General features: G+C 70.9%; 25 protein-coding genes. 11 read left to right on the forward strand and 14 right to left on the reverse strand.

Features of this window, described 5'->3' with window-relative positions:
* Positions 1–2: 2 nt before the first annotated feature.
* Positions 3–1,214 (forward strand): zinc metallochaperone AztD, encoded by a 1,212-nt coding sequence (gene aztD, locus DT073_RS02280; protein ID WP_124291922.1) that lies wholly within the window; start codon positions 3–5, stop codon positions 1,212–1,214.
* Between the two features lie 67 nt (positions 1,215–1,281).
* Here aztD and DT073_RS02285 read toward each other — a convergent pair whose 3' ends face one another.
* The 5 genes from DT073_RS02285 to DT073_RS02305 form a co-directional block, all read right to left on the reverse strand.
* Positions 1,282–2,859, reverse strand: coding sequence for a multicopper oxidase family protein (locus DT073_RS02285; RefSeq protein ID WP_205782989.1), 1,578 nt, complete (start codon positions 2,857–2,859; stop codon positions 1,282–1,284).
* Positions 2,860–3,044: 185 nt separating this feature from the next.
* Positions 3,045–4,439 carry a dihydrolipoamide acetyltransferase family protein gene (locus DT073_RS02290; protein ID WP_124291923.1) on the reverse strand — a complete coding sequence of 465 codons (1,395 nt, stop codon included), beginning with the start codon at positions 4,437–4,439 and terminating at the stop codon, positions 3,045–3,047.
* A gap of 8 nt (positions 4,440–4,447) precedes the next feature.
* Positions 4,448–5,491, reverse strand: coding sequence for an alpha-ketoacid dehydrogenase subunit beta (locus DT073_RS02295; protein ID WP_124291924.1), 1,044 nt, complete (start codon positions 5,489–5,491; stop codon positions 4,448–4,450).
* Complete coding sequence (locus DT073_RS02300; RefSeq protein ID WP_235015038.1) at positions 5,488–6,585, reverse strand: thiamine pyrophosphate-dependent dehydrogenase E1 component subunit alpha; 1,098 nt, start codon at positions 6,583–6,585, stop codon at positions 5,488–5,490. The genes DT073_RS02295 and DT073_RS02300 overlap by 4 nt, the downstream gene beginning before the upstream one ends.
* A gap of 82 nt (positions 6,586–6,667) precedes the next feature.
* The gene (locus DT073_RS02305) at positions 6,668–7,795 is read right to left on the reverse strand and encodes a histidinol-phosphate transaminase (RefSeq protein WP_124291925.1); all 1,128 of its coding nucleotides are present in this window, start codon (positions 7,793–7,795) and stop codon (positions 6,668–6,670) included.
* 121 nt (positions 7,796–7,916) lie between these two features.
* Between DT073_RS02305 and DT073_RS02310 the strand changes: the two genes are divergently transcribed.
* The gene (locus tag DT073_RS02310) at positions 7,917–8,315 is read left to right on the forward strand and encodes a phage holin family protein (RefSeq protein WP_124291926.1); all 399 of its coding nucleotides are present in this window, start codon (positions 7,917–7,919) and stop codon (positions 8,313–8,315) included.
* Here DT073_RS02310 and DT073_RS02315 read toward each other — a convergent pair.
* Both DT073_RS02315 and DT073_RS02320 read right to left on the reverse strand, forming a co-directional pair.
* Positions 8,284–9,666 carry a hypothetical protein gene (locus DT073_RS02315; protein WP_124291927.1) on the reverse strand — a complete coding sequence of 461 codons (1,383 nt, stop codon included), beginning with the start codon at positions 9,664–9,666 and terminating at the stop codon, positions 8,284–8,286. The genes DT073_RS02310 and DT073_RS02315 overlap by 32 nt on opposite strands.
* On the reverse strand, positions 9,663–9,953 hold the full coding sequence (locus tag DT073_RS02320; protein WP_124291928.1) for a hypothetical protein: 291 nt from the start codon (positions 9,951–9,953) through the stop codon (positions 9,663–9,665). Before DT073_RS02320 ends, DT073_RS02315 begins: the two co-directional genes overlap by 4 nt.
* Positions 9,954–10,088: 135 nt before the next feature.
* Between DT073_RS02320 and DT073_RS02325 the strand changes: the two genes are divergently transcribed.
* From DT073_RS02325 to DT073_RS02335, 3 genes are all read left to right on the forward strand, one after another.
* Complete coding sequence (locus DT073_RS02325; RefSeq protein ID WP_124291929.1) at positions 10,089–10,610, forward strand: low molecular weight protein-tyrosine-phosphatase; 522 nt, start codon at positions 10,089–10,091, stop codon at positions 10,608–10,610.
* A 36-nt stretch (positions 10,611–10,646) separates the two neighbouring features.
* A complete protein-coding gene (purB, locus tag DT073_RS02330; RefSeq protein WP_124291930.1) occupies positions 10,647–12,029 on the forward strand; it encodes an adenylosuccinate lyase in 1,383 nt (460 codons plus the stop codon).
* A 137-nt stretch (positions 12,030–12,166) separates the two neighbouring features.
* Positions 12,167–12,907: a YqjF family protein gene (locus tag DT073_RS02335; protein WP_124291931.1), complete on the forward strand. Its 741-nt coding sequence runs from the start codon at positions 12,167–12,169 to the stop codon at positions 12,905–12,907.
* Positions 12,908–12,911: 4 nt separating this feature from the next.
* On the opposite strand, the gene DT073_RS02340 is transcribed toward DT073_RS02335, so the two are convergent.
* The 5 genes from DT073_RS02340 to DT073_RS02360 all read right to left on the reverse strand — a co-directional run bounded on the left by DT073_RS02340 (position 12,912) and on the right by DT073_RS02360 (position 15,825).
* Positions 12,912–13,235, reverse strand: coding sequence for an amino acid transporter (locus DT073_RS02340; RefSeq protein ID WP_124291932.1), 324 nt, complete (start codon positions 13,233–13,235; stop codon positions 12,912–12,914).
* On the reverse strand, positions 13,232–13,915 hold the full coding sequence (locus DT073_RS02345) for an acyl-CoA synthetase (protein ID WP_124291933.1): 684 nt from the start codon (positions 13,913–13,915) through the stop codon (positions 13,232–13,234). Before DT073_RS02345 ends, DT073_RS02340 begins: the two co-directional genes overlap by 4 nt.
* A 101-nt stretch (positions 13,916–14,016) precedes the next feature.
* Positions 14,017–14,910: an aminoglycoside phosphotransferase family protein gene (locus tag DT073_RS02350; protein WP_240638697.1), complete on the reverse strand. Its 894-nt coding sequence runs from the start codon at positions 14,908–14,910 to the stop codon at positions 14,017–14,019.
* Entirely contained in the window at positions 14,907–15,155 is a 249-nt protein-coding gene (locus DT073_RS02355) for a hypothetical protein (protein WP_124291935.1), read from the reverse strand. Before DT073_RS02355 ends, DT073_RS02350 begins: the two co-directional genes overlap by 4 nt.
* A gap of 37 nt (positions 15,156–15,192) precedes the next feature.
* The gene (locus tag DT073_RS02360) at positions 15,193–15,825 is read right to left on the reverse strand and encodes a TetR/AcrR family transcriptional regulator (protein WP_124291936.1); all 633 of its coding nucleotides are present in this window, start codon (positions 15,823–15,825) and stop codon (positions 15,193–15,195) included.
* A gap of 265 nt (positions 15,826–16,090) precedes the next feature.
* Between DT073_RS02360 and DT073_RS02365 the strand changes: the two genes are divergently transcribed.
* Positions 16,091–16,939: an SDR family NAD(P)-dependent oxidoreductase gene (locus tag DT073_RS02365; RefSeq protein ID WP_124291937.1), complete on the forward strand. Its 849-nt coding sequence runs from the start codon at positions 16,091–16,093 to the stop codon at positions 16,937–16,939.
* A 4-nt stretch (positions 16,940–16,943) separates the two neighbouring features.
* Here DT073_RS02365 and DT073_RS02370 read toward each other — a convergent pair whose 3' ends face one another.
* On the reverse strand, positions 16,944–17,579 hold the full coding sequence (locus DT073_RS02370; RefSeq protein WP_124291938.1) for a DUF1016 N-terminal domain-containing protein: 636 nt from the start codon (positions 17,577–17,579) through the stop codon (positions 16,944–16,946).
* Positions 17,580–17,646: 67 nt separating this feature from the next.
* Entirely contained in the window at positions 17,647–18,435 is a 789-nt protein-coding gene (locus tag DT073_RS02375) for a bestrophin-like domain (RefSeq protein WP_240638698.1), read from the reverse strand.
* A gap of 163 nt (positions 18,436–18,598) precedes the next feature.
* Between DT073_RS02375 and DT073_RS02380 the strand changes: the two genes are divergently transcribed.
* The 5 genes from DT073_RS02380 to DT073_RS02400 all read left to right on the forward strand — a co-directional run bounded on the left by DT073_RS02380 (position 18,599) and on the right by DT073_RS02400 (position 22,120).
* On the forward strand, positions 18,599–19,021 hold the full coding sequence (locus DT073_RS02380; protein ID WP_124291940.1) for a YciI family protein: 423 nt from the start codon (positions 18,599–18,601) through the stop codon (positions 19,019–19,021).
* Positions 19,018–20,253, forward strand: coding sequence for an RNA polymerase sigma factor (locus tag DT073_RS02385; protein WP_124291941.1), 1,236 nt, complete (start codon positions 19,018–19,020; stop codon positions 20,251–20,253). The genes DT073_RS02380 and DT073_RS02385 overlap by 4 nt, the downstream gene beginning before the upstream one ends.
* A 210-nt stretch (positions 20,254–20,463) precedes the next feature.
* Positions 20,464–21,057: a sulfite oxidase-like oxidoreductase gene (locus tag DT073_RS02390; protein ID WP_124291942.1), complete on the forward strand. Its 594-nt coding sequence runs from the start codon at positions 20,464–20,466 to the stop codon at positions 21,055–21,057.
* A complete protein-coding gene (locus DT073_RS02395; RefSeq protein WP_124291943.1) occupies positions 21,054–21,773 on the forward strand; it encodes a ferredoxin reductase in 720 nt (239 codons plus the stop codon). Before DT073_RS02390 ends, DT073_RS02395 begins: the two co-directional genes overlap by 4 nt.
* The gene (locus DT073_RS02400; protein ID WP_124291944.1) at positions 21,770–22,120 is read left to right on the forward strand and encodes a DUF6510 family protein; all 351 of its coding nucleotides are present in this window, start codon (positions 21,770–21,772) and stop codon (positions 22,118–22,120) included. Before DT073_RS02395 ends, DT073_RS02400 begins: the two co-directional genes overlap by 4 nt.
* Positions 22,121–22,135 lie beyond the last annotated feature (15 nt).

Consider the following 22,135-nt stretch of genomic DNA (forward strand, 5'->3'; position numbering starts at 1 on the left):
TCATGCGCACTTCCCCTTTGCGCCGCGCGGGCATCACCGCGCTCACCATCGGAGCGGTCGTGACCCTGGCCGCGTGCTCGTCGGGCGCCGCAACCGGTTCCGCCGCACCGGCGACGCCCGACTCCCCGTCCGCCTCCCCCGGTCCTCGTGTCGCGGTCGGTTATGAGGGCGGGGTCGTCGTCCTCGACGGTGACACTCTCGAGCCGGTCGCCGAATTCGACTCCGAGGAGTTCATCCGCCTGAACCCGGCCGGCGACGACCGGCACGTGATGGTGACGATGAGCGAGGGCTTCCAGGTGCTCGACACCGCCGCGGGGACAGCGGAGGAGCCCGAGCTCACCGATCTCGTGTTCGAGGCCGACAAACCCGGCCACGTCGTCCGGCACGCCGGCAAGACGATCCTGTACGCCGACGGCACGAGCGACACCACCATCTTCGACACCGCCGACCTCGCGGCATCCGAGGGTCTTCCCGACGTCGAGACGATCGAGGGTGTGGAAGCGCATCACGGTGTGTCGATCGTCCTCGAGGACGGGACCTTCCTCACCACCGTCGGCAACGCCGACGGCCGCAGCGGCATCACCGCCCAGGACGCAGGCGGAACGGTCATCGCCGAGACCGATCAGTGCCCGGGCGTGCACGGCGAAGGGACCGCGAAAGATGAGGTCGTCGTGTTCGGGTGCGAGAACGGCGCGCTGATCTACGACGGCGGCGAGATCGTCAAGCTCGATTCGCCGGATCAGCCCTACGGCCGTATCGGGAACGCGTTCACGACCGAAACCAGCCCCATCGTGCTGATGGACTACAAGAACGATCCCGACGCAGAGGGGGTCCTGCTCAGCGCGGTCACCCTCGTCGACACCGACGCGCGCACCCTCGAGGTCATCGAGATGCCGGAGGGGGCGCAGTACACCTTCCGCGACCTCGCGCGGGGGCCCGGCGACCTCGGGTACATCCTCGCCTCCGACGGCTCGATCCACGTCCTCGACCCGACCTCGGGTGAGTTCGTCGACGAGTTCCCGGTGATCCAGGCTTGGGAGGGCCCGGCGGAGTGGCAGGACCCGCACCCCGCCATCCTCGTGTCCGGCGACATCGCCTACGTGACCGAGCCGGCCGCGAACGCGGTCCACGCCGTGGATCTCATCACCGGCGAGGTCGTCGCGACGACCGAGCTCGACGCCGTTCCGAACGAGTTCGCCGTCGCTGCCGGCTGACATCGACGAACGCGCACGCCCCCCGTCGCCTCGGCGGGGGGCGTGCGCGTTCGCACGACCGGTCGGGTCAGTGGCGGTGTCCGGCGGTCGCGTCAGGCGGAAGGGTCGTGACCGCGGTGTCGGAACCCGGCTCCACCACCAGGAACTGCGCCATCATGCCCGCGTCTTCGTGCCGCAGCAGATGGCAGTGGAGCATGAGCGGATGACTCGCGTCGGCGTGATCGAAACGGAGCACCATCTCCACCTCGACCCCGGGCGGGAGGTACAGGGTGTCTTTCGGTCCCGCAACGGCTGCCGGAGGATCGTCGCCGCCGTACCGCGTGACCTCGAAGTGGACACCGCGCACGTGGAAGTTGTGGGGGTAGGGCATGTCGTTCCGCACCCGCCAGCGTTCGATCGTGCCGCGCTCCACGACCGCATCGACCCGCTCCATCGACATCGCCTGACCGTTGATCTCGGTGCCGTCGAGCACCCACTCCCGCGTCATGACCGCATCGGCGGCGTCGAGCGGGTCAGCCGGTGCGAGCACCGGCGGAATCGTCCCGCGGCTCTCGAGGTCGTCGGCGGCGCGGAGCTGCAGAACGTCGAAGCGGTCGTCGCCGCCGCTGCCGCCCCCGAAGACCGGGAGGACGCCGCCGAGGTCGGGGCTCTCGCTGCGCAGCACGGTGGTCTCGCCCGGCGTCATCCGGACGAGGATCTCCGCCCGCTCCCCGGGCGAGAGCTGCAGGCTCTCGGTCTCCCGGGGCGCGGGCAGCAGTCCGCCGTCGGTGGCGATGTGCGAGAAGGCTCGTGCGTCATCGAATCCGAAGGCGTAGACGCGCGCGGTCGACGCGTTGACCAGGCGCAGCCGCACGACGTCCGTCGCCACTGTCAGGTACGGCGCGAGCGTCCCGTTCACGAGGATCTCGTCGCCGAGGTGTCCGGATGATCCGCCGTCGCGCTGACCGAGCGCGCCGGTTTCGGCGTCGAGCGCGACGTCTTGCATGATGACGGGGATGTCGTCGACCCCGTACTCGGCCGGGAGGGGCAGACCCGCGGAGAGCGCGTCGTCGATCAGGAACAGCCCGGCGAGCCCCCGTCGCACATGCTCCTCGGTGGCTCCGTGCGGATGCGGGTGGTACCAGAGCGTGGCGGCCTCCTGGTCGATCGTCCACTGCGGAGACCAGGTGCCGCCGGGGTCGATCGGCTGGTGCACGCCTCCGTCCATCTCACCCGACAGCCGCATCCCGTGCCAGTGGACGCTCGTCGTCTCATCCAGCCCGTTCGTGACGTCGATGCGCACGCGGTCGTTCTGCGCGGCACGGATGGTGGGCCCGAGGTAGGTCCCGTTGAAGCCCCACGTGGGAGTCTCGAGCCCGTCGACGAACGCCGTGGAGCCGGCTCGGGCATCGAGCGCGAACACCTTGGTGCCGTCGGGATCGATGACGGGCTCGAGGAGCTCGGGGATCGCCAGGGGGGTGTCGAAGTCGACGGCGCCGACCGTGTCGACGGCCGGGGCGTTGCCGATGCCGGTGGCGTAGGCGGCCCCCACGCCTGCGGCCGAGACGACGAGGGTGGCGACGATGCCGATGACGACCTTCGGGCGGCGGAGGCGGGGGCGGGCAGGGCGGTCGGGGCTGTCGGGGCGAGGAGGAAGGGCGGACATGTCTCCACGCTCGCGGACCGCGCCCTTCGCCGGCACCGGGGAGACCCGACGCTTCCCGGGGGTTTCCCACCTCTCGACGACCCTGCTACCCGGCGAGAGTGCATCTGGCCGCCGAGGGTGCGGGGTCCACCCGCATTCTCGGCGCGCCGATGCACTCTCGCGGAGAGAAGGGGAGGCGGGGCGGGTCAGTCGAGCAGGAGCGCGGGCTCTTCGAGGATCGAGGCGACGTCGGCGATGAAGCGCGACATCCCGTCGCCGTCGATCACGCGATGGTCGAACGACCCGGCGACGGTGGTCACCCAGCGCGGGCGCACCTCGCCGTCGACGACCCACGGCTTCTGGCGGATCGTGCCGAGCGCCACGATGCCGGCTTCACCGCCGTTGATGATCGGGGTGCCGGCATCCATCCCGAACACCCCGATGTTGGTGATCGTGATCGTGCCCCCCTGCTGGTCGGCGGGGGTGGTCTTCCCGTCGCGCGCGGTGAGGGTCAGCCGCTCGAGCGCGCGAGCGAGGTCGCGCATCGACAGGTCCTGCGCGTCCTTGATGTTCGGGACGAGGAGTCCGCGCGGGGTCGCCGCGGCGATTCCGAGGTTGACGTAGTGGTGCAGCCGGATCTGCGCGCCGCCATCGCCGTCGATCCACGAGGCGTTGACCATCGGCGTCCGCCGCACCGCCCAGATCACCGCGCGGGCCATGATGAGCAGCGGCGAGACCTTGATGTCGGCGAAGTCGGGCGAGGCCTTCAGCCGCTTGACGAGCTCCATCGTGCGCGTGGCGTCGACGTCGGTCCAGACCGACACGTGCGGCGCCGAGTAGGCGGTGCGCACCATGCTGTTCGCCACGGCCTTGCGCACACCCCGGACGGGGATCGACTCCTCGCGTCCGTCGTCCTCCGTCGCCGATCGTGACGGACCGGAGGACGAAGGATCGGATGCCGCTGCTGCGGCCGGCTCGGGGGCGCGCGAGCTCGCACCGCCGACCGGAATGGTCTCCTCGCGGACATCCCCCCACTCCGGGGTCTGGATGTTGCGGAAGACACTCGCCTGCGAGGCGTGGCGCATCACGTCGTCGCGGGTGACCTCCCCCGCCGCCCCGCTCGGGGTCACCGCGGCGAGGTCGACGCCGAGGTCGCGTGCGAGCTTGCGGATCGGGGGCTTGGCGACGACGCCGACCGACTGGGTGACCGGACGCTCGGCGGGCTTCCGGCGCCGCGACTGCACGGCGCCCGCGGAGCCGTATCCGACGAGCACCGAGCCCGACTCCTCCGACTCCGCGCGCTGCTCGCCGTGCTCGCTCTGTCCGACGGTGACGGGGGGCACCGGCGGGGCCCCCGCATCCGCCGGGTCGATCGTGATGATCGGCGCGCCGACGTTCACCGTCGCCCCCTCGTCGGCGAGGAGCTCGCCCACGCGCCCCGCGAACGGGGAGGGCAGCTCGACGAGCGACTTGGCGGTCTCGATCTCGACGATGACGTCGTTGACCGCAACGGCGTCGCCCGGGGCGACCCGCCACGTCACGATCTCGGCCTCGGTCAGACCCTCCCCGACGTCGGGGAGGAGGAACGTCTGGGTGCTCATGGGACTCCTCAGTAGGCGAGGGCGCGGTCGACGGCCTCGAGGATGCGGTCGGCGTCGGGGAGGTAGGTGCCCTCGAGCTTGGCCGGGGGGAAGGGGGTGTCGAAGCCCGACACCCGGAGGACGGGCGACTCCAACGCGAAGAACGCCTTCTCCATGACGGTGGCGGCGACCTCGCTGCCGAGCGAGGTGAACCCGGGCGCCTCCTGCGCGTAGACCATCCGGCCGGTGCGGCGCACCGAGTCGAGCACCGGGCCGTAGTCGACGGGCGAGAGCGACCGCAGGTCGATGACCTCGCAGCTGGTGCCCTCCGACTCGGCGAGCGCGGCGGCCTGCAGCAGCGTGTGCACCATCGCGCCGTGGCCGACGAGCGTGACGTCGGTTCCCCGGCGCACGAGGCGCGACGCGTGGAGCGGCAGCGCGGGCGCGCGCGTGTCGACCTCGCCCTTCTGCCAGTAGCGGCTCTTGGGCTCGAGGAAGATGACCGGGTCGTCCGACGCGATCGCCTCCTGCATCATCCAGTAGGCGTCGTTGGGGGTCGAGGGGCTCACCACACGCAGACCGGGGGTGTGGGTGAAGTAGGCCTCGGGGCTCTCCTGATGGTGCTCGACCGCACCGATGTGACCGCCGTAGGGGATGCGGATGACGATGGGCATCCGCACCGCCCCCTCGTGCCGATTCGTGATCTTGGCCAGCTGCGAGGTGATCTGGTCGAAGGCGGGGAAGACGAATCCGTCGAACTGGATCTCGAGCACGGGGCGGAATCCCGCCATCGCGAGTCCGATCGCCGTGCCGACGATGCCCGACTCGGCCAGCGGCGTGTCGATCACCCTGCGGTCGCCGAACTCGGCCTGCAGCCCCTCGGTGACCCGGAAGACGCCGCCGAGGCGCCCGATGTCCTCGCCCATCAGCAGCACGCGGTCACTGCCGGCCAGGGCGGCGCGGAGCCCGAGATTGAGGGCCTTCGACAGGGGAAGGGAGCGGATGACGCCGGCGTCGGCCGGGTCGCCCGCGGGCTCGGGCGCGGGGGTCGAGATCGGCTGAGCGGTGGTCATGACGTCCCCTCCTCGAACGACGCCTCGTAGTCGGCGAGCCAGCGCTGCTGCTCGTCGATGAGCGGGTGAGGCTCGGAGTACACGTGGTCGAACATGAGGTCGGTCGGGACGCCACCGAGGGCGTTCGTGCGCACGCGCGTGTCGTCGGCGAGGGCCCGGGCCGAGGCTTCGACATCGGCGAAGAACGCATCGGAGGCGCCGCGCGAGCGCAGGTAGGTCGCCATGCGGGCGATCGGGTCGCGCCGAGCCCAGGACTGCTCCTCGTCGGAGGTGCGGTACTTCGTCGGGTCGTCGCTGGTGGTGTGGGCGCCCATCCGGTAGGTGATCGCCTCGATCGCGCGGGGTCCCTGACCCGTGCGCGCCTCGTCGAGCGCGACGCGGGTCACGGCGTAGCCGGCGAGCACGTCGTTGCCGTCGATCGGGATGGCGGGGATGCCGTAGCCGTCGCCGCGGCGGTACAGCGGCGAGCGCGACTGCGTCGAGACCGGCACGGAGATGGCCCACTGGTTGTTCTGCAGGAAGAACACCTCGGGCGTCTGGTAGCTGGCGGCGAAGACCATCGCTTCGTGCACATCCCCCTGACTGGAGGCCCCGTCGCCGTAGTAGACGATCACCGCCTCGTCGCGCTCGAGATCGCCGGTGCCGCTGCGACCATCGAAGACGAGTCCCATCGCGAGTCCGGTGGCGTGCAGCGTCTGCGCGCCGAGCACCAGCGTGTAGATGTGCGTGTTGCCGTTGCGTGGATCGGTCGGATCCCAGCCGCCGTGGGTGAGTCCGCGCATGAGGCGGATGATGTCGACCGGGTCGACGCCGCGGATGCGGGCGACCACGTGCTCACGGTAGGACGGGAAGACGTGGTCCTGGGCTCGCGCGGCGCGGGCGGAGCCGACCTGGGCGGCCTCCTGACCGAAGCTCGGCGGCCAGAGGGCGAGCTGACCCTGGCGCTGCAGGTTCGTCGCCTGCACGTCGAAGGCGCGGATCTCGGCCATGTCGCGGTACAGCCCCTCGAGCTCGGCGTCGCTCAGCGCGTCGATGACAGCGAGATACGGCTCGGCCGCGGGCGTCGGTGACAGCGTGCCGTCGGCATCGAGGATGCGGACGAAACGGGCGTCGGGAACCGGGTCTCCCGAAGCGGCGGGGTCAGACGAGGCGGGGCCTGCGTGCAGAGTCACCGTTCTACGCTAGCCGCCGGCCCGGATGGGCTTCTGGGAGGTCTCTCACAACGGAGGCCGCGATTCGTAGGACGTGATCCACAGACTCCTCCTCACCGACCGAGATCCGGATGCCGTCGCCGGCGAACGGACGGACGATGAGTCCGGCCTTGGCGAACGTCTCGGCGATGGCCACGGTGTTCTCGTGCGCGGGAAGCCACACGAAGTTGCCCTGCGCCTCGGGAACGGCCCAGCCGGCATCGCGGAGAGCCTCGGCCAGCCGGTCGCGGCGGGCGGCGATGTGCCGGACGCGATGGAGGAGCTCGTCCTCGGCGTCGAGGCTCGCCAGTGCCGCCGCCTCGGCATGCGCCGTGACCGACAGCGGGATCGCCGTCGTGCGCGCGGCATCGAGGATGCGCGGGTGCCCGATGGCGTATCCGACGCGGAGAGCGGCGAGACCGAACGCCTTGGAGAAGGTGCGGAGCACCACGACGTTGGGCAGCTCCGCCCCGCCGCGCGTGCGGTTGCCGAGCACGGTGAGTCCATCGACGGCACCGGGGGCGGTGACGAACTCGGCATACGCCTCATCGAGGATCACGAGGATGTCGGAGGGCACACGTCGCATGAAGGCGTCGAATTCGTCCTGACCGACCACCGGTCCGGTGGGGTTGTTCGGGCTGCAGACGAGGATCGCGCGGGTGCGGTCGGTGATCGCGTCGGCCATCGCACCGAGGTCGTGACGGGAATCGGCGGTCAGCGGCACCTGCACAGGGGTGGCGCCGGCGAGCACCGCGAGCCACGGGTAGGCCTCGAACGAGCGCCAGGCGTAGACGACCTCATCACCGGGTCCGGACGTGGCCAGCACGAGCTGAGCGAGGATCGAGACGCTCCCCGCACCCACGTGCACCTCGTCGACGGTCACGCCGAACCGTGCGGCCAGGCGCTCACGGAGGCGCGTGGCCGTGGCATCCGGATACCGGTTGAAGGCGCTGGCCGACCGCACCGCCTCGAGCACACCCGGCAGCGGGTCGAACGGGTTCTCGTTGCTCGAGAGCTTGAAGGCGTCGGGCCCCGCCTGCGTGCCCTGCTTGTACGGCGGCAGGGAGGCGATGCCGGGGCGCACGCGAACCGGGATGTCTGCAGCGTCGCTCACGGCACCGAGTCTACGGCGGGATGACCCCCGGGCCACGGGCAGGCTGATCCCGGCGGACGAAGGGCATCGCGACGCGCGTCAAGGTCTCGCGGGCGCCGGTGCGGCGTGGCACACTCACCGCATGGGCTTCCTCATCCGCGTGGTCGTGAACGCGTTCGCGATCTGGGTCGTCACCCTCATCCCCGCACTCCAGGTCTTCGTCATCCCGTTCGCGCCGGGAGAGACGCTGCAGCTGGTCCTCACCCTGCTGCTCGTGGCGGCCATCTTCGCGCTGGTGAACACGGTCATCGGAACGGTCATCAAGGTGCTGGCCTTTCCGCTGTACATCCTCACCCTCGGCCTGATCGGGCTGCTCATCAACGCGTTCCTGCTGTGGCTGACCGCGTGGTTCACCCAGTGGTGGAGCTTCGGGCTGCGCGTCGAGGAGTTCTGGTGGGGCGGCATCATCGCCGCGCTCATCATCTCGGTGATCAACTGGATCGCCGGCATCATCCTGCGTCCTCGCCGCCGCGAGGACTGAGCCGCCCGGCAGCCGGCGGCTGCGGGCGCGCCGCCGCGTACTCGGTGACGGCGATGCCTTCCGCCTGACCGAGCCGTGCGAACACCTCGTGCACGGTGGCGACCCTCGGATCGCCCGACGCGTCGACCAGGGCCGCGCTCTCGGCATAGCTGCGCATCGAGTGCGCCGGCACCGTCGCATCCACCACTCCGGAGTCGGCGTGGGCCTCGCGCTCGGCGGTGAAGCTGCCCGGCGCCCCGACGGCGGTTTCATGTCCGCCCCCGGCGAGCACCGCGACGGGGTCGTCGGAGTGACGGATCGCGACGGCCAACGTGTCGGCGCCCACGTCGGCCTCGACGGGCGATCCGAACGAGACCATCGTGGCCATGTCGTACAGCCCTTCCAACGCCAGGTGCGCCGCGATCATCGCCCCCTGCGAATGGCCGAAGGCGTGGACGGTGTCGCCCGGCTTCGCGCCCGCCGCCTCCAGGGCGGCGAGGGTCGCCTCGTACGACGCCGAGCGGTTGCCGGTGTACAGCTCGGCGTTGGACTGCACATCCCAGGGATCCTCGCCCCCGACACCGAGCGACTGCGTGCCGGCGATGTACACCGCGAACTGCTCGGTGCCGTCGGGCATCGTGTACTTCTCGACGCGAACACGCGCCTCACCCGCTCCCGGCATCCGAGCTGCAGCTGACGCCAGATCGGGGGGTGCTGTCGTCATCCGCGGCGGCGGCGGCGTCGACCGCAACACGATCGCCGACGGCTCACCCTCGAGGCGCGCGTCGCGCGAGAGGCGTCCCCACCCGCCGACACCGAAGATCGCGGCGGCGCCGAGCGTGGCACCACCGAGCGCGACGCCCCCGATCGCCGCGCCGAGCTCGCTGAAGATGCCCCCGAGTTCGCTTCCGGTCTCGGTCGCCTGACGCACGAGGTAGCTCGGCCACATCACCGCCCGATCGAAGCGGGCGATGAACGCCTCGCCCTCGGCGCCGGGGAACATCCGCAGCAGCTCGGCGCGGCGGCGTTCGACGGCGGTCACCCCGGCACCGTCGCCGCGCGCCGACAGGGCGGCGTGCTCGGCGTCCAGCTCGACCAGCTCGTAGACGGCGGCGGCGTGGCGGAGGTCACCGGCGATCTGCACCGCCTGCACGATCGTGGCGTCGAGATCGCGCGCGAAGACGCTCGCCGCCCCGACCGCCGCCCACCCGAACCGCCGTTCGTCGGCGAGTTCGGCACGAGCGGCCCCGAAGCGGCGCTGCAGCACGTCGAGGTCGTCGATCATCCGATCGAAGCGCCCCGCCGCCTCGCGGAGCGATTCGGTGTCGACCGAGACCGCGCCGCCTCCGCGGATCTCGAGGCCATCGCTCACCAGCATCCCTCCGCCATCGATGCCGCCCGGTCACCGGCGCACTGCGCCTCGAAGATGACCGTCTCGAGCTGGCAGGTGAGGCCCGAGACATCGCCCGCCCACCGTGCGGCCTTGTCGTGGAAGGCTTCGGCGGCCCGGGCGCGCCAGCCGGTGGCGTGATCGAGGGAGCGGGCGGTCATCGCCGCGTCGGCGAGCGCGAACGCGACGGAGCGCAGCTCGCGGACGACGGCGGCGAGCGCGACCGCACTCGCCTCGGCACCAGGAGAGCAGGTGGCGGTGGAGAGCATGGGACGATGATCGAGGTCCGGCTGTCCCCGCGGGGGCGGGTGCGGCGATCTGTGAGGGGATGGCGCCGAACGCCGGGCTGTGCAGGAATGGTCGACGCCCTTGCACGCCGCGTCTTCACCCCCAGAATGGAATCCATGTCCGCGAGCGCCTCGCCTCCCGCGCCGTTCCGCGTCGTGTTCGTGTGCACCGGGAACATCTGCCGTTCCCCCATGGCCGACGTGGTGTTCCGGGCTTTCGCCGACCACGCCGGGCTCGCTTCGCGGGTCGTCTCCACGAGCGCGGGCACCGGCGACTGGCACGTGGGCGAACGCGCCGACGAGCGGACGCTGGCGGCACTGGAGCGTCGTGGCTACGACGGTTCCCGCCACCGGGCGCGCCAGTTCACGCAGTCGGATTTCGAGCGCACCGACCTCATCGTGGCCCTCGACCGCAGCCACGAACGGATCCTCCGCGGTTGGGCGCCCTCCGACACCGACGCCGACAAGATCGCTCTGCTCCGCTCGTTCGACTCCGCGGCCGACGGCGTGGACGTGCCCGACCCCTACTACGCGGGGCCCGCGATGTTCGATCAGGTGCTCGCTATGATCGAGAACGCGAGCCGGGCGCTCTTCCGGCAGCTGGAACCCGCCATCCGTCCCGCGACCACGTCTCCGTGAGGTGCTGACGCGGGGCCGCGTCGTCACGGGAGCATCGTGCCCTCTCTTCCCCCTCAGCCGCTCAGCCCGCTCGACGGGCGCTACCGTGCCGCGGTCGCACCGCTGGCCGACTACCTCTCCGAGGCGGGGCTGAACCGCGCCCGCGTCGAGGTCGAGGTCGAATGGCTGATCACCCTGACCGAATCCTCGCTCTTCGGCACCCGGCCGCTGTCTCCGGCGGACAAGGACCGCCTGCGCGTGCTCTATCTCGACTTCGGGCAGACCGAGATCGACTGGCTCGCCGAGAAGGAGGCGGTCACCCGCCACGACGTCAAGGCCGTCGAATACCTCGTGCGCGATCGCCTGACCTCCCTCGGGCTCGACGGCATCGCCGAGCTCACGCACTTCGCGTGCACGAGCGAGGACATCAACTCCACCGCCTACGCCCTCACCGTCAAGCGCGCGGTGCACGAGGTCTGGCTGCCGAAGCTCCGCGAGGTGATCGCCGCGCTCTGGCATCTGGCCGACGAGCACCGGGATGCCGCGATGCTGGCGCGCACGCATGGACAGCCGGCGACCCCCACGACCATGGGGAAGGAGCTGGCGGTGTTCGCCGGGCGTCTGGAGCGGGTGGCCCGCGGCATCCAGGGGTCTGAGTACCTCGCAAAGTTCTCGGGAGCGACCGGCACGTGGTCGGCGCATCTCGCCGCCGACCCGCAGGTGAACTGGCCGACGCTCTCGCGTGAGTTCATCGAGGGCCTGGGGCTCGACTTCAACCCCCTCACGACCCAGATCGAGTCGCACGACTGGCAGGTCGAGCTCTACGACCGTGCGCGTCACGCCGGCGGCATCCTGCACAATCTCGCGACGGATGTCTGGACCTACATCTCCCTCGGGTACTTCGCGCAGATCCCCGTCGCCGGCGCGACCGGGTCGTCGACCATGCCGCACAAGATCAACCCGATCCGCTTCGAGAACGCCGAGGCGAACCTCGAGATCGCGGGGGGCCTGTTCGCCACGCTCGCCTCGACGCTCGTGACCTCGCGCCTGCAGCGCGACCTCACCGACTCGACCACGCAGCGCAACATCGGTGTGGCCTTCGGCCACTCCCTCCTCGCGCTCGACAACCTGCTGCGCGGTCTCGGCGAGATCTCGCTGCGCCGCGACGTGCTGCTGGCCGATCTCGACGCGAACTGGGAGGTTCTCGCCGAGGCGATCCAGACCGTCGTGCGCGCCGAGATCGCCGCGGGCCGCTCGCAGATCACCGACCCGTACGCACTGCTGAAGGACCTCACCCGCGGGCGCCGCGTCGGCGGGCCCGAGCTGGCGGAGTTCGTGCGCGGCCTCGACATCGGCGACGAGGCGAAGGAGCGGCTGCTCGCCCTCACGCCGGCCGGGTACGTGGGTCTCGCCGCCGACCTCGTGCCGCCCGCGCGCTGACCTCCGCACGCCGCCCACCTCCCTGTTCCCCCGCCTCCCTGCCCCGCAGCCCTCTCGTCCTTCGGCGCGCGACGGTGGCGGGGACGGGGGCGGAAGAGCGGGAGCCGGGATGCCACGGGGCGCGGGAGAATCGAAGGGTGACCCTCGAGCGCGGTGCCCCGCCGCTGTCGCGGCGCGCCGTCATCTCCCAGCGCTGGAGCGACGCGGTCTTCCTGCACTGGCGGGTCGAGCCCGACGCGGTCGCGCCACTCCTCCCCCGCGGGGTCGAGCCCGACGTCTTCGACGGATCGGCGTGGGTCGGGCTCGTCCCGTTCGTTCTGAGCGAGTTCCGGTTCCTGCCGCTTCCTCCGGTGCCGTTCGTCGGCACGTTCCGCGAGATCAACGTCCGCACCTACGGCGTCGACGCCGCCGGGCGGCGCGGCGTCGTCTTCCGCACCCTCGAGGCCGAGCACGTGGCGCCGGTGCTCGCGGCGCGGGCGATCTTCGGGCTTCCCTACCGGTGGGCGCGGATCGGGATGCGCGACACCGGCCCGCTCATCGAATACCGCTCCCGGCGCCGCCGCCTCGACGGCCGCGCCGTCGGCCCGGGAACCCGCATCGCCGTCGAACGCGACACCGAGGCGGTCGATACCGCGCTGTCGCGCTTCCTCACGGCGCGGTGGGGATTCCACGAGACCCACCTCGGGCAGACGATCTGGGCGGCCAACGAGCACGTGCCGTGGCCGCTCGTCGAGGCGCGGGTGCGCGCGCTCGACGACGCCCTGGTGTCCGACGCCGGATTTCCTCGCCTGGCCGGCCGGACGCCGGATTCCGTGCTGGCGACGCCGGCGCAGCATCCGGGGTTTCACACCCGCTTCAGCCGCGCCCTCCGCGTCTGAGCCGCTACGGGGTGGTCGACCCGCCGGTGGGTGCGTCGGGCGCGTCGGCGGGGTCGTCGTAGAGCACCGGGCGATCCATCGGCTTCTGCACGGTGGCGGGGTCGACGGCAAGGAGCAGCAGCGAGAGGATGAGGAGGGTGACGATGAACGTCACACCCGCGACGATGCCGGCGACCACGAGCGCTCGTGAGGCCTGCTCGCCGCCGCCCTGCTGGAAGAACCCCATCGACATGAGGGTGACGAATCCCGCGAAGAGCGCGGCCCCGAAGGCGAGGCCCAGCAGCTGAACGGGCTTGAGCAGATCGCGTCGGGTGAGCTTGTCGGTCATCGGGAATCCTCCGGGGATGACACCGCAGCGGTGTCATCGATGGGTGCGGCGGACGGGGAATCCACCTCGGGGCGCGGCGAGAAGCCGGCGATCGCCAGCCAGACCGCGATGATGGCGGCATAGCCGCCCAGGATGCCGACACCGATCGTCGTGCCGGTGAGGGTGAAGGTGCCCGCCTCGTCGATGGTGTACTCCAGCGCGTACGACACCGGCACCGAGATGAGAGCGACGCTCAGCACGAGGGTGATGAGGCCCACGGCCAGACCGTCGCGGGCTTCGCGGGCGGGCGCGGCGAGCTCGGGCGCGCCGCGGGAGAGGCGCGCCTCACGCCACGACGACAGCGCCTCGGTGAGTCCGGTCGCGAGGGCCCAGGTGGCGACGATGACCACGAACGTGACCTCCGATCGCCACGCCGGGATGCCTCCCGCCATTCCGGCGACGATGCTGAGGATGCCCATCACGATGGCCTGCCACCGCGCGCCGGCGGGATACACGAGCCAGGCGGCGAGGAGGAAGACCAGACCGGTCGCGATCGCGAATCCGCTGAAGACCGACAGTCCGATCGAGGCCGAATGATCGGGCGAGAAGGTGATCATCACCGCGACGATCGCCGCGAAGAGGGCACGCGCCAGCTGCAGGTCGCGCGCACGGAAGGCGCGGGGCGTGGCAGCAGCAGGCATGACGGCGTTTCAGACGGGGATCGGGGCGTTTCCAGTGTAGGCCGTGGGCGCCTGGCGGATTCGGCGATGCTTCACCGGCGAGAGAAGCGGATGCCGCGGGCTCACGCCCCCTCGAACAGCCGGTCCAGCACGCGCCGCGCCTCCGACACGTGCGCAGGATGCGGGCTGTCGATCATGAGAAGCGCCTTCCACAGCGCCCAGCCGCGTCCGCGAGCCCATGTTCCGTCGTCGACGGTGAGATCACGGCGGAAGACCGCCGCCGCGGGTCCGTCGAAGAAGGTCCACACGATGACGGTGTCGCAGGCGGGATCGCCGACGGCGCTGCATCCGAAGTCCACCACCGCGCCGAGCCGTCCCTCGCGGACCAGCAGGTTGTTGATGGACATATCACCGTGCACCCACACCGGCGGCCCGTCGAAGGCTGCGGCGAGGGCGTCTCGCCAGATCCCCTCGGCGAGGTCGCGCTCCCGGCCGGAGACACGATCGACGATCGCCACCGTCTCGTCGTGGTAGTGCGCCAGGGGACCACCGCGGTAACCGCTGTGCAGACCCGCGGCCGGGCCATCGGCGGCGTCCACGGCGCGGAGGGCGACGAGAAAGGCGGCGAGGTCGGCAGCGAACTCCCGGGTGTCATCGATCTCGACGACAGCTGCCGGGTCGCCCTCGATCCAGCCGTAGATCGACCACGGGCCCGGAAAGGCGCGGGAGGGGCGTCCGATGCCGTGCAGGGTCGGGATCGGAAGCGGCAACGATCGCGAGAGGTGCGGCAGCCACCGTTGCTCCTTCGCCACCTGCGGTACGTATCCGGGCGCCGAGGGCAGGCGGACCGAGAGTGCATCTCCGAGGCGGAACATGCGGTGGTCGTTCCCGCCGTACGGCACACCGCGCACCGGCAGGTCGACCCATGCGGGGAACTGCTCGGCGATCAACGACCGGACGAGATCTTCGTCGATTCGCGATGCATCGATGTCGCCGATCGGATGCTCCCCGGTCACTGCTGCGGGCAGAACATGCGCGGCCGGGGGCCGGTGCGGTCGAACGTGTGCTGCGACATGGGCGCGCCGCAGAGGGGGCAGGGTCGCTCGGCGCGTTCGGGCTCGGGCTCGGTGTCATAAGGCCCGACCGCGGCGGGCCCGGCCTTGCGGATGAGCACGGCGTTCATCCAGTTGAACCAACCGCCCTCCTCGCGAATCCGCTCCTTGAGGGGCTTTCGCGCGGGGCGGGGCTCGGAGGGGGACATACCCCTTACCCTACGCTCGCGCATCGCGGGCGTCCGGTCAGCCGAGCTTGGGGAGAACCCGGTGGAGCAGCCTCTCGATCGCGGCGGGATCGATGTCGGGGATGCGGCCGTCAGCGGCCTCGGCCGCCCAGCTGCGGCCGATGTAGCGCATCAGCCCCGCGACGAGAGACACGATGAGCCCCGCCTGGCGCTCGCGCTCCGCGGGGTCTTCGTCGGGGTACTGGTTCTTCAACCGCAGCACCAGGATCTCGCGGACCTCCGACTCGACGGCCTCGATACGCTCCAGCTGGCGGGTGATCAGCATCGGGTTGCTCCCGATCGCGCGGATGCGCCGGGCCAGCTGCTCGGGGTCGGCGTCGAGCCCGCCGGGATCGACCCGGATGAGCTGCGCCGCGCCCGCCAGCAGCGGCCCGGTGGAGACGATGAATTCGCGCGCCGCGCGCTCGTCGACCGTCGGCGGATCCACGCCCAGCAGAGCCGCATCCTTCGTCTTGAAATGGTTGAAGAAGGTGCGCTGGCTCACTCCGGCGAGCTCGCAGATCATGTCGACCGTGACCGCCTCGTAGCCGCGCTCGAGGACGAGATCCGTCGCCGCACGCTCGATGGCGCGGGTCTTCTCGATCGCGTCCTTCCGCCGGGGGGCGGGTCGTGCGGGCGGGGTGGTCGACATGATCTGCGGCTCCTTCGTCACTCCGACCGTAGCGACTCGACGAGGTCCTGCCGGTCGGCTCGGCGCGTCGAGAGCTTCGGATGCAGCGGATGTCAGCGGGGAACCCGACCGACGCCCCGGCTGCAGAAGGAGGCGACCTGATACGTGGACATGATGCCTCCTCACCGCTGGCGTTGCGCGATGATGGCACGCAGGCCAGGTGCGGCTCCAGGCCTGGACGACGACCGGGAATCGTGCCTGGTGGCACAGCCGAGGAGAGGACGCGATGAGGCGGACCAGCCAAGACGACCCGGCGCGCGGCGCCGTCGTGCTCATCACCGGCGGCGCGCGGGGGATGGGTGAGTTGTACGCGCGGCGAGCGGTCGCCGCCGGCGCCCGCGCCGTGGCGCTGTGGGACATCGATGAAGAGCGGGCGACCGCACTGGCGGCCGACCTCGGCCGGTCGGGCGTGGACGTGCGCGCCTACGCCGTCGACGTCTCGCAGCCGGAGTCGATCCGCGACGGGGTCGCACGTGTGCGCGACGACGTCGGGGCACCCGACATCCTGATCAACAACGCCGGCATCGTCCGTGGGGCGCCGTTCTGGGAGCACGACCCCGTCCGCGACATCGAGGCGACGATGCGGATCAACACGCTCGCGGCGATGTGGCTCACCCGGGAGGTGCTCCCCCACATGATCGCCGACCGCTCGCGGCCGAAGCGCATCCTCAACATCGCCTCGGCCGCCGGGACCCTCGCCAACCCGCGCATGAGCGTGTACGCCGCGTCGAAGTGGGCGATGATCGGGTGGAGCGAGTCGGTGCGGCTGGAGCTCGCCGCCGCCGGTCACCGCCACATCGCGGTGACGACCTTCTGCCCGAGCTACGTGTCGACCGGCATGTTCGCCGGCGCCCGCGGGCCCCTGCTGACCCCCATCATGACCCCGGTCCAGGCGACCGCGGCCGCCTGGCGTGGAATGCGCCGCGGCACGCCGATGGTGCTGCGCCCCTGGACGGTGAAGCTCGCGATGGCCCTCCGCGGCGTGCTGCCGACGAGGGCCTGGGATGCCATCGCGGGCCGGGTGTTCCGCGTCTATTCGTCGATGGACGCCTTCACCGGACGCGGTGGCGACTGACGGCTCACTCCGCCACGGGGAGGCGGGCTGCGCGATCGAGGTCGATCCCCACGGCGAGGAAGCCGACGGTGTCGGGGTCGGCGCTCAGCTGCTCGGCGAGGGCGGAGTCGACGCGACGCAGCGCCGCGGCGAAGTTCTGCGGCGCGTCGGTGTCGTGCTCGTGCCGGGCCGCGTCGATGTGGCCGATCAGCTCGGTGCGGCTCCAGGTGTGCTGCACGGCCTTTCCGGCGTACCACTCGCGAAGACGCTGATCTTCGAGGCGGGTGAGCAGCTCGACGACATGACCCCACGGCAGCTGTCCGACCGGCTGCTGGACGATCCCGCCGCGCGGGGGCCACGAGGCGGCGAAGTCGCGCATGCGACGAAGGCCCTCGACCGTGAGGCTCGTCATGGTCGGGTAGGTGTGACGGAGCCGGTGCGCGAGCGCCTCCAGCGCGGCATCCTGGTCTTCGGCGGCATTCTCCTGCGCGAGGATCGTCGCGCCGATCTGCCAGTACAGGCCGATCACCTCCGCGTTCGCACGGCGCTGGAGGGTGTGACGCGCGGCCTTGACCTGGCCGACCAGCGTCTCCACGGTGTTCTCGACCGCGACGCTTTCGACGGCACCGTCTTCGGTCGCGGTCTGGGCATCCTCGCTCATCACGTCAGCATGTCGCACAACGGTGCGATCACGACAGATCGGCGCCCGAGGAGATCTCCGACAGCGATCAATCCGCGCGGTCGAAGAGCCACTCCTGCACCTCCTCGAAGTACTCCGTGTCGACCGCGACCGGACCCATGTACGGGTGATCGAAGCTCGCGATGGTGAAGATGACGATGGCCACGTACGAGGCGAGCACCGCCGCCATGACGAGGTGAGTACGCAGCCGTCCCATCTGGATCATCCCGATGAGCACCGCCGTGATCGCCGCGCCCGAGTACAGGACGAACCACAGGATGCCGGGCAGCTCTAGCCCGATCACCCCGATCCGCGCGCTGCGCGCCGACATGAACTCGTTGAACGACCAGATCGCCGCCGCATGGACGTTCGCCTCCCCCTCACCCTCGGGCTCGAACGAGAACAGAACATCTTCGATCGCGGCGACCTCCGCCACAGACTGCGAGGGGATCCGTCCCTCGCGCTGCGCCTCCCAATCCACCTCCCGGACGTGGTCGACGTAGGAGACGATCAGCGCCTGGAGCTCGCCTCGCTCAGGCTCGGGGAATCCGGCCGTGTCGCGATAGAGCACCGCGACCGCCGATGCCTCATCCCTCACGATCTCCTCGACACCGCGATAGTTCTCGTACGAGGCGGCGGCGATGAGCGCGAGGGTCACGCCGTAGAGCACGCCGAAGGTCGCCATCACGTAGGCGAGGATCCGGTCCCACTCGCGCATCTGCTTCTTGTCGCCCGGCACCCAGCGACGCAGCGCGATGACGATCAGCAGCGACGCCGCGACGAAGAGGATGACGAAACCGGGCAGCGCGACCCCGACCGGCAGCTGGTAGAGCCACATGAATGGCATTGTGCCCGCAGGTGGGTCCGGCGCACGGGAAGCGGATGCCGCGGCTCGCCGTCGCGGCATCCGAAATCTTTCTCGACGGCGATGTCGATTCCGCTCCGCCCGGTTCGACGCGATAGTGGGAGGGCCCTCCTCCCCGAACGAAACGGAGATTTTCATGGCCAAGTACATGCTCATCATGCGCAACAGCGGTTCGGTGGAGAACTACGAAGACATGGACTTCGAGGCGATCATCAACGCGATGGGCGCCTACAACGAGTCGATGATGAAGGCCGGGGTGCTTCTCGGCGGCGACGGTCTGACCGATGCGGCGCAGGGGTCGGTGGTGGAGTTCACCGGCGAAGCGCCCATCGTGACCGACGGGCCCTACGGCGAGGTGCACGAGCTTTTCAACGGCTTCTGGACGATCCAGGTCGGGTCGCAGGAGGAGGCCGTCGAGTGGGCGAAGAAGGCCCCCCTCGGCCCCGGCAACAAGATCGAGGTGCGCCGGATGACCGACGAGTCCGACTTCGCGGACTATGCCGACAACGAGTACATCCAGAAGGAGAAGGGCTGGCGCGAGGAGCTCGGCACCGAATGAGCGCCGATCCGCGCCGCGTGCTGGAGGCCGTGTGGCGCATGGAGGGTGCGCGTATCGTCGCCGCGGTGGCGAAGGCGACCGGCGACGTCGTCCTCGCCGAGGATGTCGCGCAGGAAGCGATCGTCGAGGCCCTGGGCTCGTGGCGCGAGCACGGCGTGCCCGACAACCCGGGTGCGTGGCTGACGGCGGTCGCGAAGCGGCGGGCGGTGGACGCCTGGCGACGCCGGTCGGCGCTCGATGAGCGCCACCGCGCCATGGCGCACGACCTCTCGGAATTGGCCGCGGACGCGTGGGAACCGATCGACGACGATGTGCTGCGGCTTGTGTTCACCGCGTGCCACCCGGCGCTCTCGCGGGAATCGCAGGTCGCCCTCTCCCTGCGGGTCGTCGGAGGGCTCACGACCGTTGAGATCGCGCGGATGCTGCTGGTGCCCGTGCCGACGGTGCAGGCGCGCATCACCCGGGCGAAGAAGACCCTGCAGGCTGCGAAGGTACCGTTCGAGACGCCTGATCCTGCGGAGTGGCCGGCTCGGCTGCAGACCGTTCTGAGCGTGGTGTATCTGATCTACACCGAGGGGTATGCCGCCACGAGCGGTGACCGGTGGGTGCGCGCCGACCTGGCCGACGAGGCGTTGCGGCTCGGTCGCATGCTCGCCGGGTTGATGCCGCGCGAGGCCGACGCGTGGGCCCTGCTGGCAGTGATGGAGCTCCAGGCCTCACGGTTCGGGGCGCGGACGGATGCCGGGGGGCAGCCCGTGCTGCTGGCGGATCAGGACCGCGCCCGGTGGGACCGGGCCCAGATCGCGCGGGGGCGCGCCGCGCTCGCGCGAGCCGACGTCGTCGGGCGCGGGCGGGGCGCGTACGCGTTGCAGGCGGCGATCGCCGAGCAGCACGCGATCGCCCCGACCTTCGCCGACACCGACTGGGAGCAGATCGTCGTGCTGTACGAGGTGCTGGGCCGGATCGCCCCGAGCCCGGTGGTCGACCTCAACCACGCGGTCGCCGTCTCGATGTCCGTCGGACCGGGCACGGCGCTGGCGATGGTCGACCGGCTAATCGCGCAGGGCGCGCTGCGCGGCTCGCACCTCATCCCGAGTGTGCGCGGCGAGCTGCTCGCTCAGCTCGGCCGGGCGGAGGAGGCCCGCGCCGAGCTCCTGGCCGCGGCGGCGCTGACAGGCAACGAGCGCGAGGCCGAGGTGCTGCGGGCGAAGGCCGCCGCGGTCGGTGGGTGATCCGCGTCGTCCCGCACTCCTGCAAATCCCCGGCCGAAAGGCGGGGAAAACACTTGCTGCGCGCCCTGCGCTCGATTCTGCAGGAGTTGAGGACACTCCGCCGCGTCGGCGGACCCGCCGACGCGGGTTGAGCGGCAAGCACGCGCGCCCTAGGCTCGCGGCAGAGCGTCACACCCCGATTCGGCACCACCCTCGCGAAAGCAGGTTCCGATGGCCCAGTTCACCCGCGGATTCGGCTCGCGTCGGCGTGACGCCGACCCGGATCTCCCGCCCGGCCAGTACCTCACCACCGACTTCCCCGTCCTCTCCGCGGGCCCCACACCGCGCATTCCGCTTTCGGAATGGTCGTTCTCCATCCGCACCGAGACCGGTGAGACGGCGCGGTGGAGCTGGGACGACTTCACCGCTCTGCCGTCGGAGGAGGTGTCGACCGACATCCACTGCGTCACGCGATGGTCGAAGCTCGGCACCTCGTGGCGGGGCGTCGCCCTCGACACGCTCTTCGAAGACGTCGAGACGAGCTTCGACTACGTCATGGCCCACTCCTACGGCGGGTACACCACGAACGTGCCGCTCGAGGACCTGCTCGACGGCAAGGCCTGGATCGCGTACGAGTTCGACGGTGAGCCGCTCGACCCCGAACACGGAGGCCCCGCCCGCCTCCTGGTACCGCACCTCTACTTCTGGAAGAGCGCCAAGTGGGTGCGGGGCCTCGTCATGCAGCAGCACGACGATCCCGGGTTCTGGGAGCAGAACGGCTATCACCTGCGCGGCGACCCCTGGCTGGAGGAGCGGTACTGGTGAGGACGACCGGGTGGCTTGCCGCGCGCATCGCCGCGGTCCGGCCGACCACGAGCCACGCGCGCGTCCTCACCCTCGACGTCCCCGGCTGGCCCGGCAACGATCCGGGCCAGCACCTCGACATCCGCCTCACCGCGGAAGACGGCTACCAGGCCGAGCGGTCGTACTCGATCGCCTCGTCAGGGCCGGGCGAACGCGTCGAACTCGCGGTGGACACTGTGCCCGACGGCGAGGTCTCGCCCTACCTCGTCGACGTGGCCGAGGTCGGCGACGTGCTCGAGGTGAAAGGCCCACTCGGCGCATACTTCGTGTGGCATGAGTCCGACCCCGACCCGGTGCAGCTCGTTGCGGGCGGATCGGGGATCGTGCCCCTCCTCGCGATGGCGCGAGCGCACGACCGGTCGGAAAGCCCCGTGCCCTTCCGCCTGCTCTACTCGGTGCGCAGCCCCGACGACGCCCTCTACCGCGACGAGATCCTCGACCTCGCCGGTCGCTCCCTGGACCTCACGTGGGCGTACACCCGCGCCGCCCCCGAGGGCTGGCCGGAGCCCGTCGGCCGGTTGACGCCCGACCGGGTCGCCGCGGCGACATGGCCGCCCGCGCGGCATCCGCTCACCTTCATCTGCGGACCGACCCGCTTCGTGGAAGCCGCGGCGGACGCGATGGTCGCCACCGGTCATGACCCGGCGCGCGTGCGCACCGAACGATTCGGAGGATGACGATGTCCGACGACCCCACCCGCGTCTCCCACGCCACACACCCCGGCCGGGACGACCCTCACACGGCGCACGTCGTCGACGGAAACGCCGTAGTAGGCGCCCTGGAGGATCTCCTCGCGGGTGACCTCAGCATGCTGATCGTCGAGTGCGGCGGCTGTCACACCGCGGCGCCGCTCGCGGAATGGCAGGTCGAGGCCGACCGCGACGCGTTCATCGTGCGGTGCCGGTCGTGCACGCACACCCTGTGGACGCTGATGCGCACCGGCGACGTCCCCTCGCTGCTCATCGCCGGAGGTTGCGGTCTGCGCCGTGCGCCTGACGACGCGGAGCGGCATCCGGCCGGGTGACCCACCCGCTCGCGA

Origin of the sequence: Microbacterium sp. ABRD28, assembly GCF_003850245.1 — a bacterium.
Classification (GTDB): domain Bacteria; phylum Actinomycetota; class Actinomycetes; order Actinomycetales; family Microbacteriaceae; genus Microbacterium.

What these genes read in the sequence shown, in the direction of transcription:
- DT073_RS02400 (WP_124291944.1), top strand. Translation starts at nt 21,770, where the DNA reads ATGACGATGTCCGACGACCCCACCCGCGTCTCCCACGCCACACACCCC.
- DT073_RS02290 (WP_124291923.1), bottom strand. Translation starts at nt 4,439, where the DNA reads ATGAGCACCCAGACGTTCCTCCTCCCCGACGTCGGGGAGGGTCTGACC.
- DT073_RS02285 (WP_205782989.1), bottom strand. Translation starts at nt 2,859, where the DNA reads ATGTCCGCCCTTCCTCCTCGCCCCGACAGCCCCGACCGCCCTGCCCGC.
- DT073_RS02380 (WP_124291940.1), top strand. Translation starts at nt 18,599, where the DNA reads ATGGCCAAGTACATGCTCATCATGCGCAACAGCGGTTCGGTGGAGAAC.
- DT073_RS02390 (WP_124291942.1), top strand. Translation starts at nt 20,464, where the DNA reads ATGGCCCAGTTCACCCGCGGATTCGGCTCGCGTCGGCGTGACGCCGAC.
- DT073_RS02375 (WP_240638698.1), bottom strand. Translation starts at nt 18,435, where the DNA reads ATGTGGCTCTACCAGCTGCCGGTCGGGGTCGCGCTGCCCGGTTTCGTC.
- DT073_RS02320 (WP_124291928.1), bottom strand. Translation starts at nt 9,953, where the DNA reads ATGCTCTCCACCGCCACCTGCTCTCCTGGTGCCGAGGCGAGTGCGGTC.
- aztD (WP_124291922.1), top strand. Translation starts at nt 3, where the DNA reads ATGCGCACTTCCCCTTTGCGCCGCGCGGGCATCACCGCGCTCACCATC.
- DT073_RS02345 (WP_124291933.1), bottom strand. Translation starts at nt 13,915, where the DNA reads ATGCCTGCTGCTGCCACGCCCCGCGCCTTCCGTGCGCGCGACCTGCAG.
- DT073_RS02295 (WP_124291924.1), bottom strand. Translation starts at nt 5,491, where the DNA reads ATGACCACCGCTCAGCCGATCTCGACCCCCGCGCCCGAGCCCGCGGGC.
- DT073_RS02360 (WP_124291936.1), bottom strand. Translation starts at nt 15,825, where the DNA reads ATGTCGACCACCCCGCCCGCACGACCCGCCCCCCGGCGGAAGGACGCG.
- DT073_RS02355 (WP_124291935.1), bottom strand. Translation starts at nt 15,155, where the DNA reads ATGTCCCCCTCCGAGCCCCGCCCCGCGCGAAAGCCCCTCAAGGAGCGG.
- DT073_RS02325 (WP_124291929.1), top strand. Translation starts at nt 10,089, where the DNA reads ATGTCCGCGAGCGCCTCGCCTCCCGCGCCGTTCCGCGTCGTGTTCGTG.
- DT073_RS02370 (WP_124291938.1), bottom strand. Translation starts at nt 17,579, where the DNA reads ATGAGCGAGGATGCCCAGACCGCGACCGAAGACGGTGCCGTCGAAAGC.
- DT073_RS02340 (WP_124291932.1), bottom strand. Translation starts at nt 13,235, where the DNA reads ATGACCGACAAGCTCACCCGACGCGATCTGCTCAAGCCCGTTCAGCTG.
- DT073_RS02365 (WP_124291937.1), top strand. Translation starts at nt 16,091, where the DNA reads ATGAGGCGGACCAGCCAAGACGACCCGGCGCGCGGCGCCGTCGTGCTC.
- DT073_RS02385 (WP_124291941.1), top strand. Translation starts at nt 19,018, where the DNA reads ATGAGCGCCGATCCGCGCCGCGTGCTGGAGGCCGTGTGGCGCATGGAG.
- DT073_RS02310 (WP_124291926.1), top strand. Translation starts at nt 7,917, where the DNA reads ATGGGCTTCCTCATCCGCGTGGTCGTGAACGCGTTCGCGATCTGGGTC.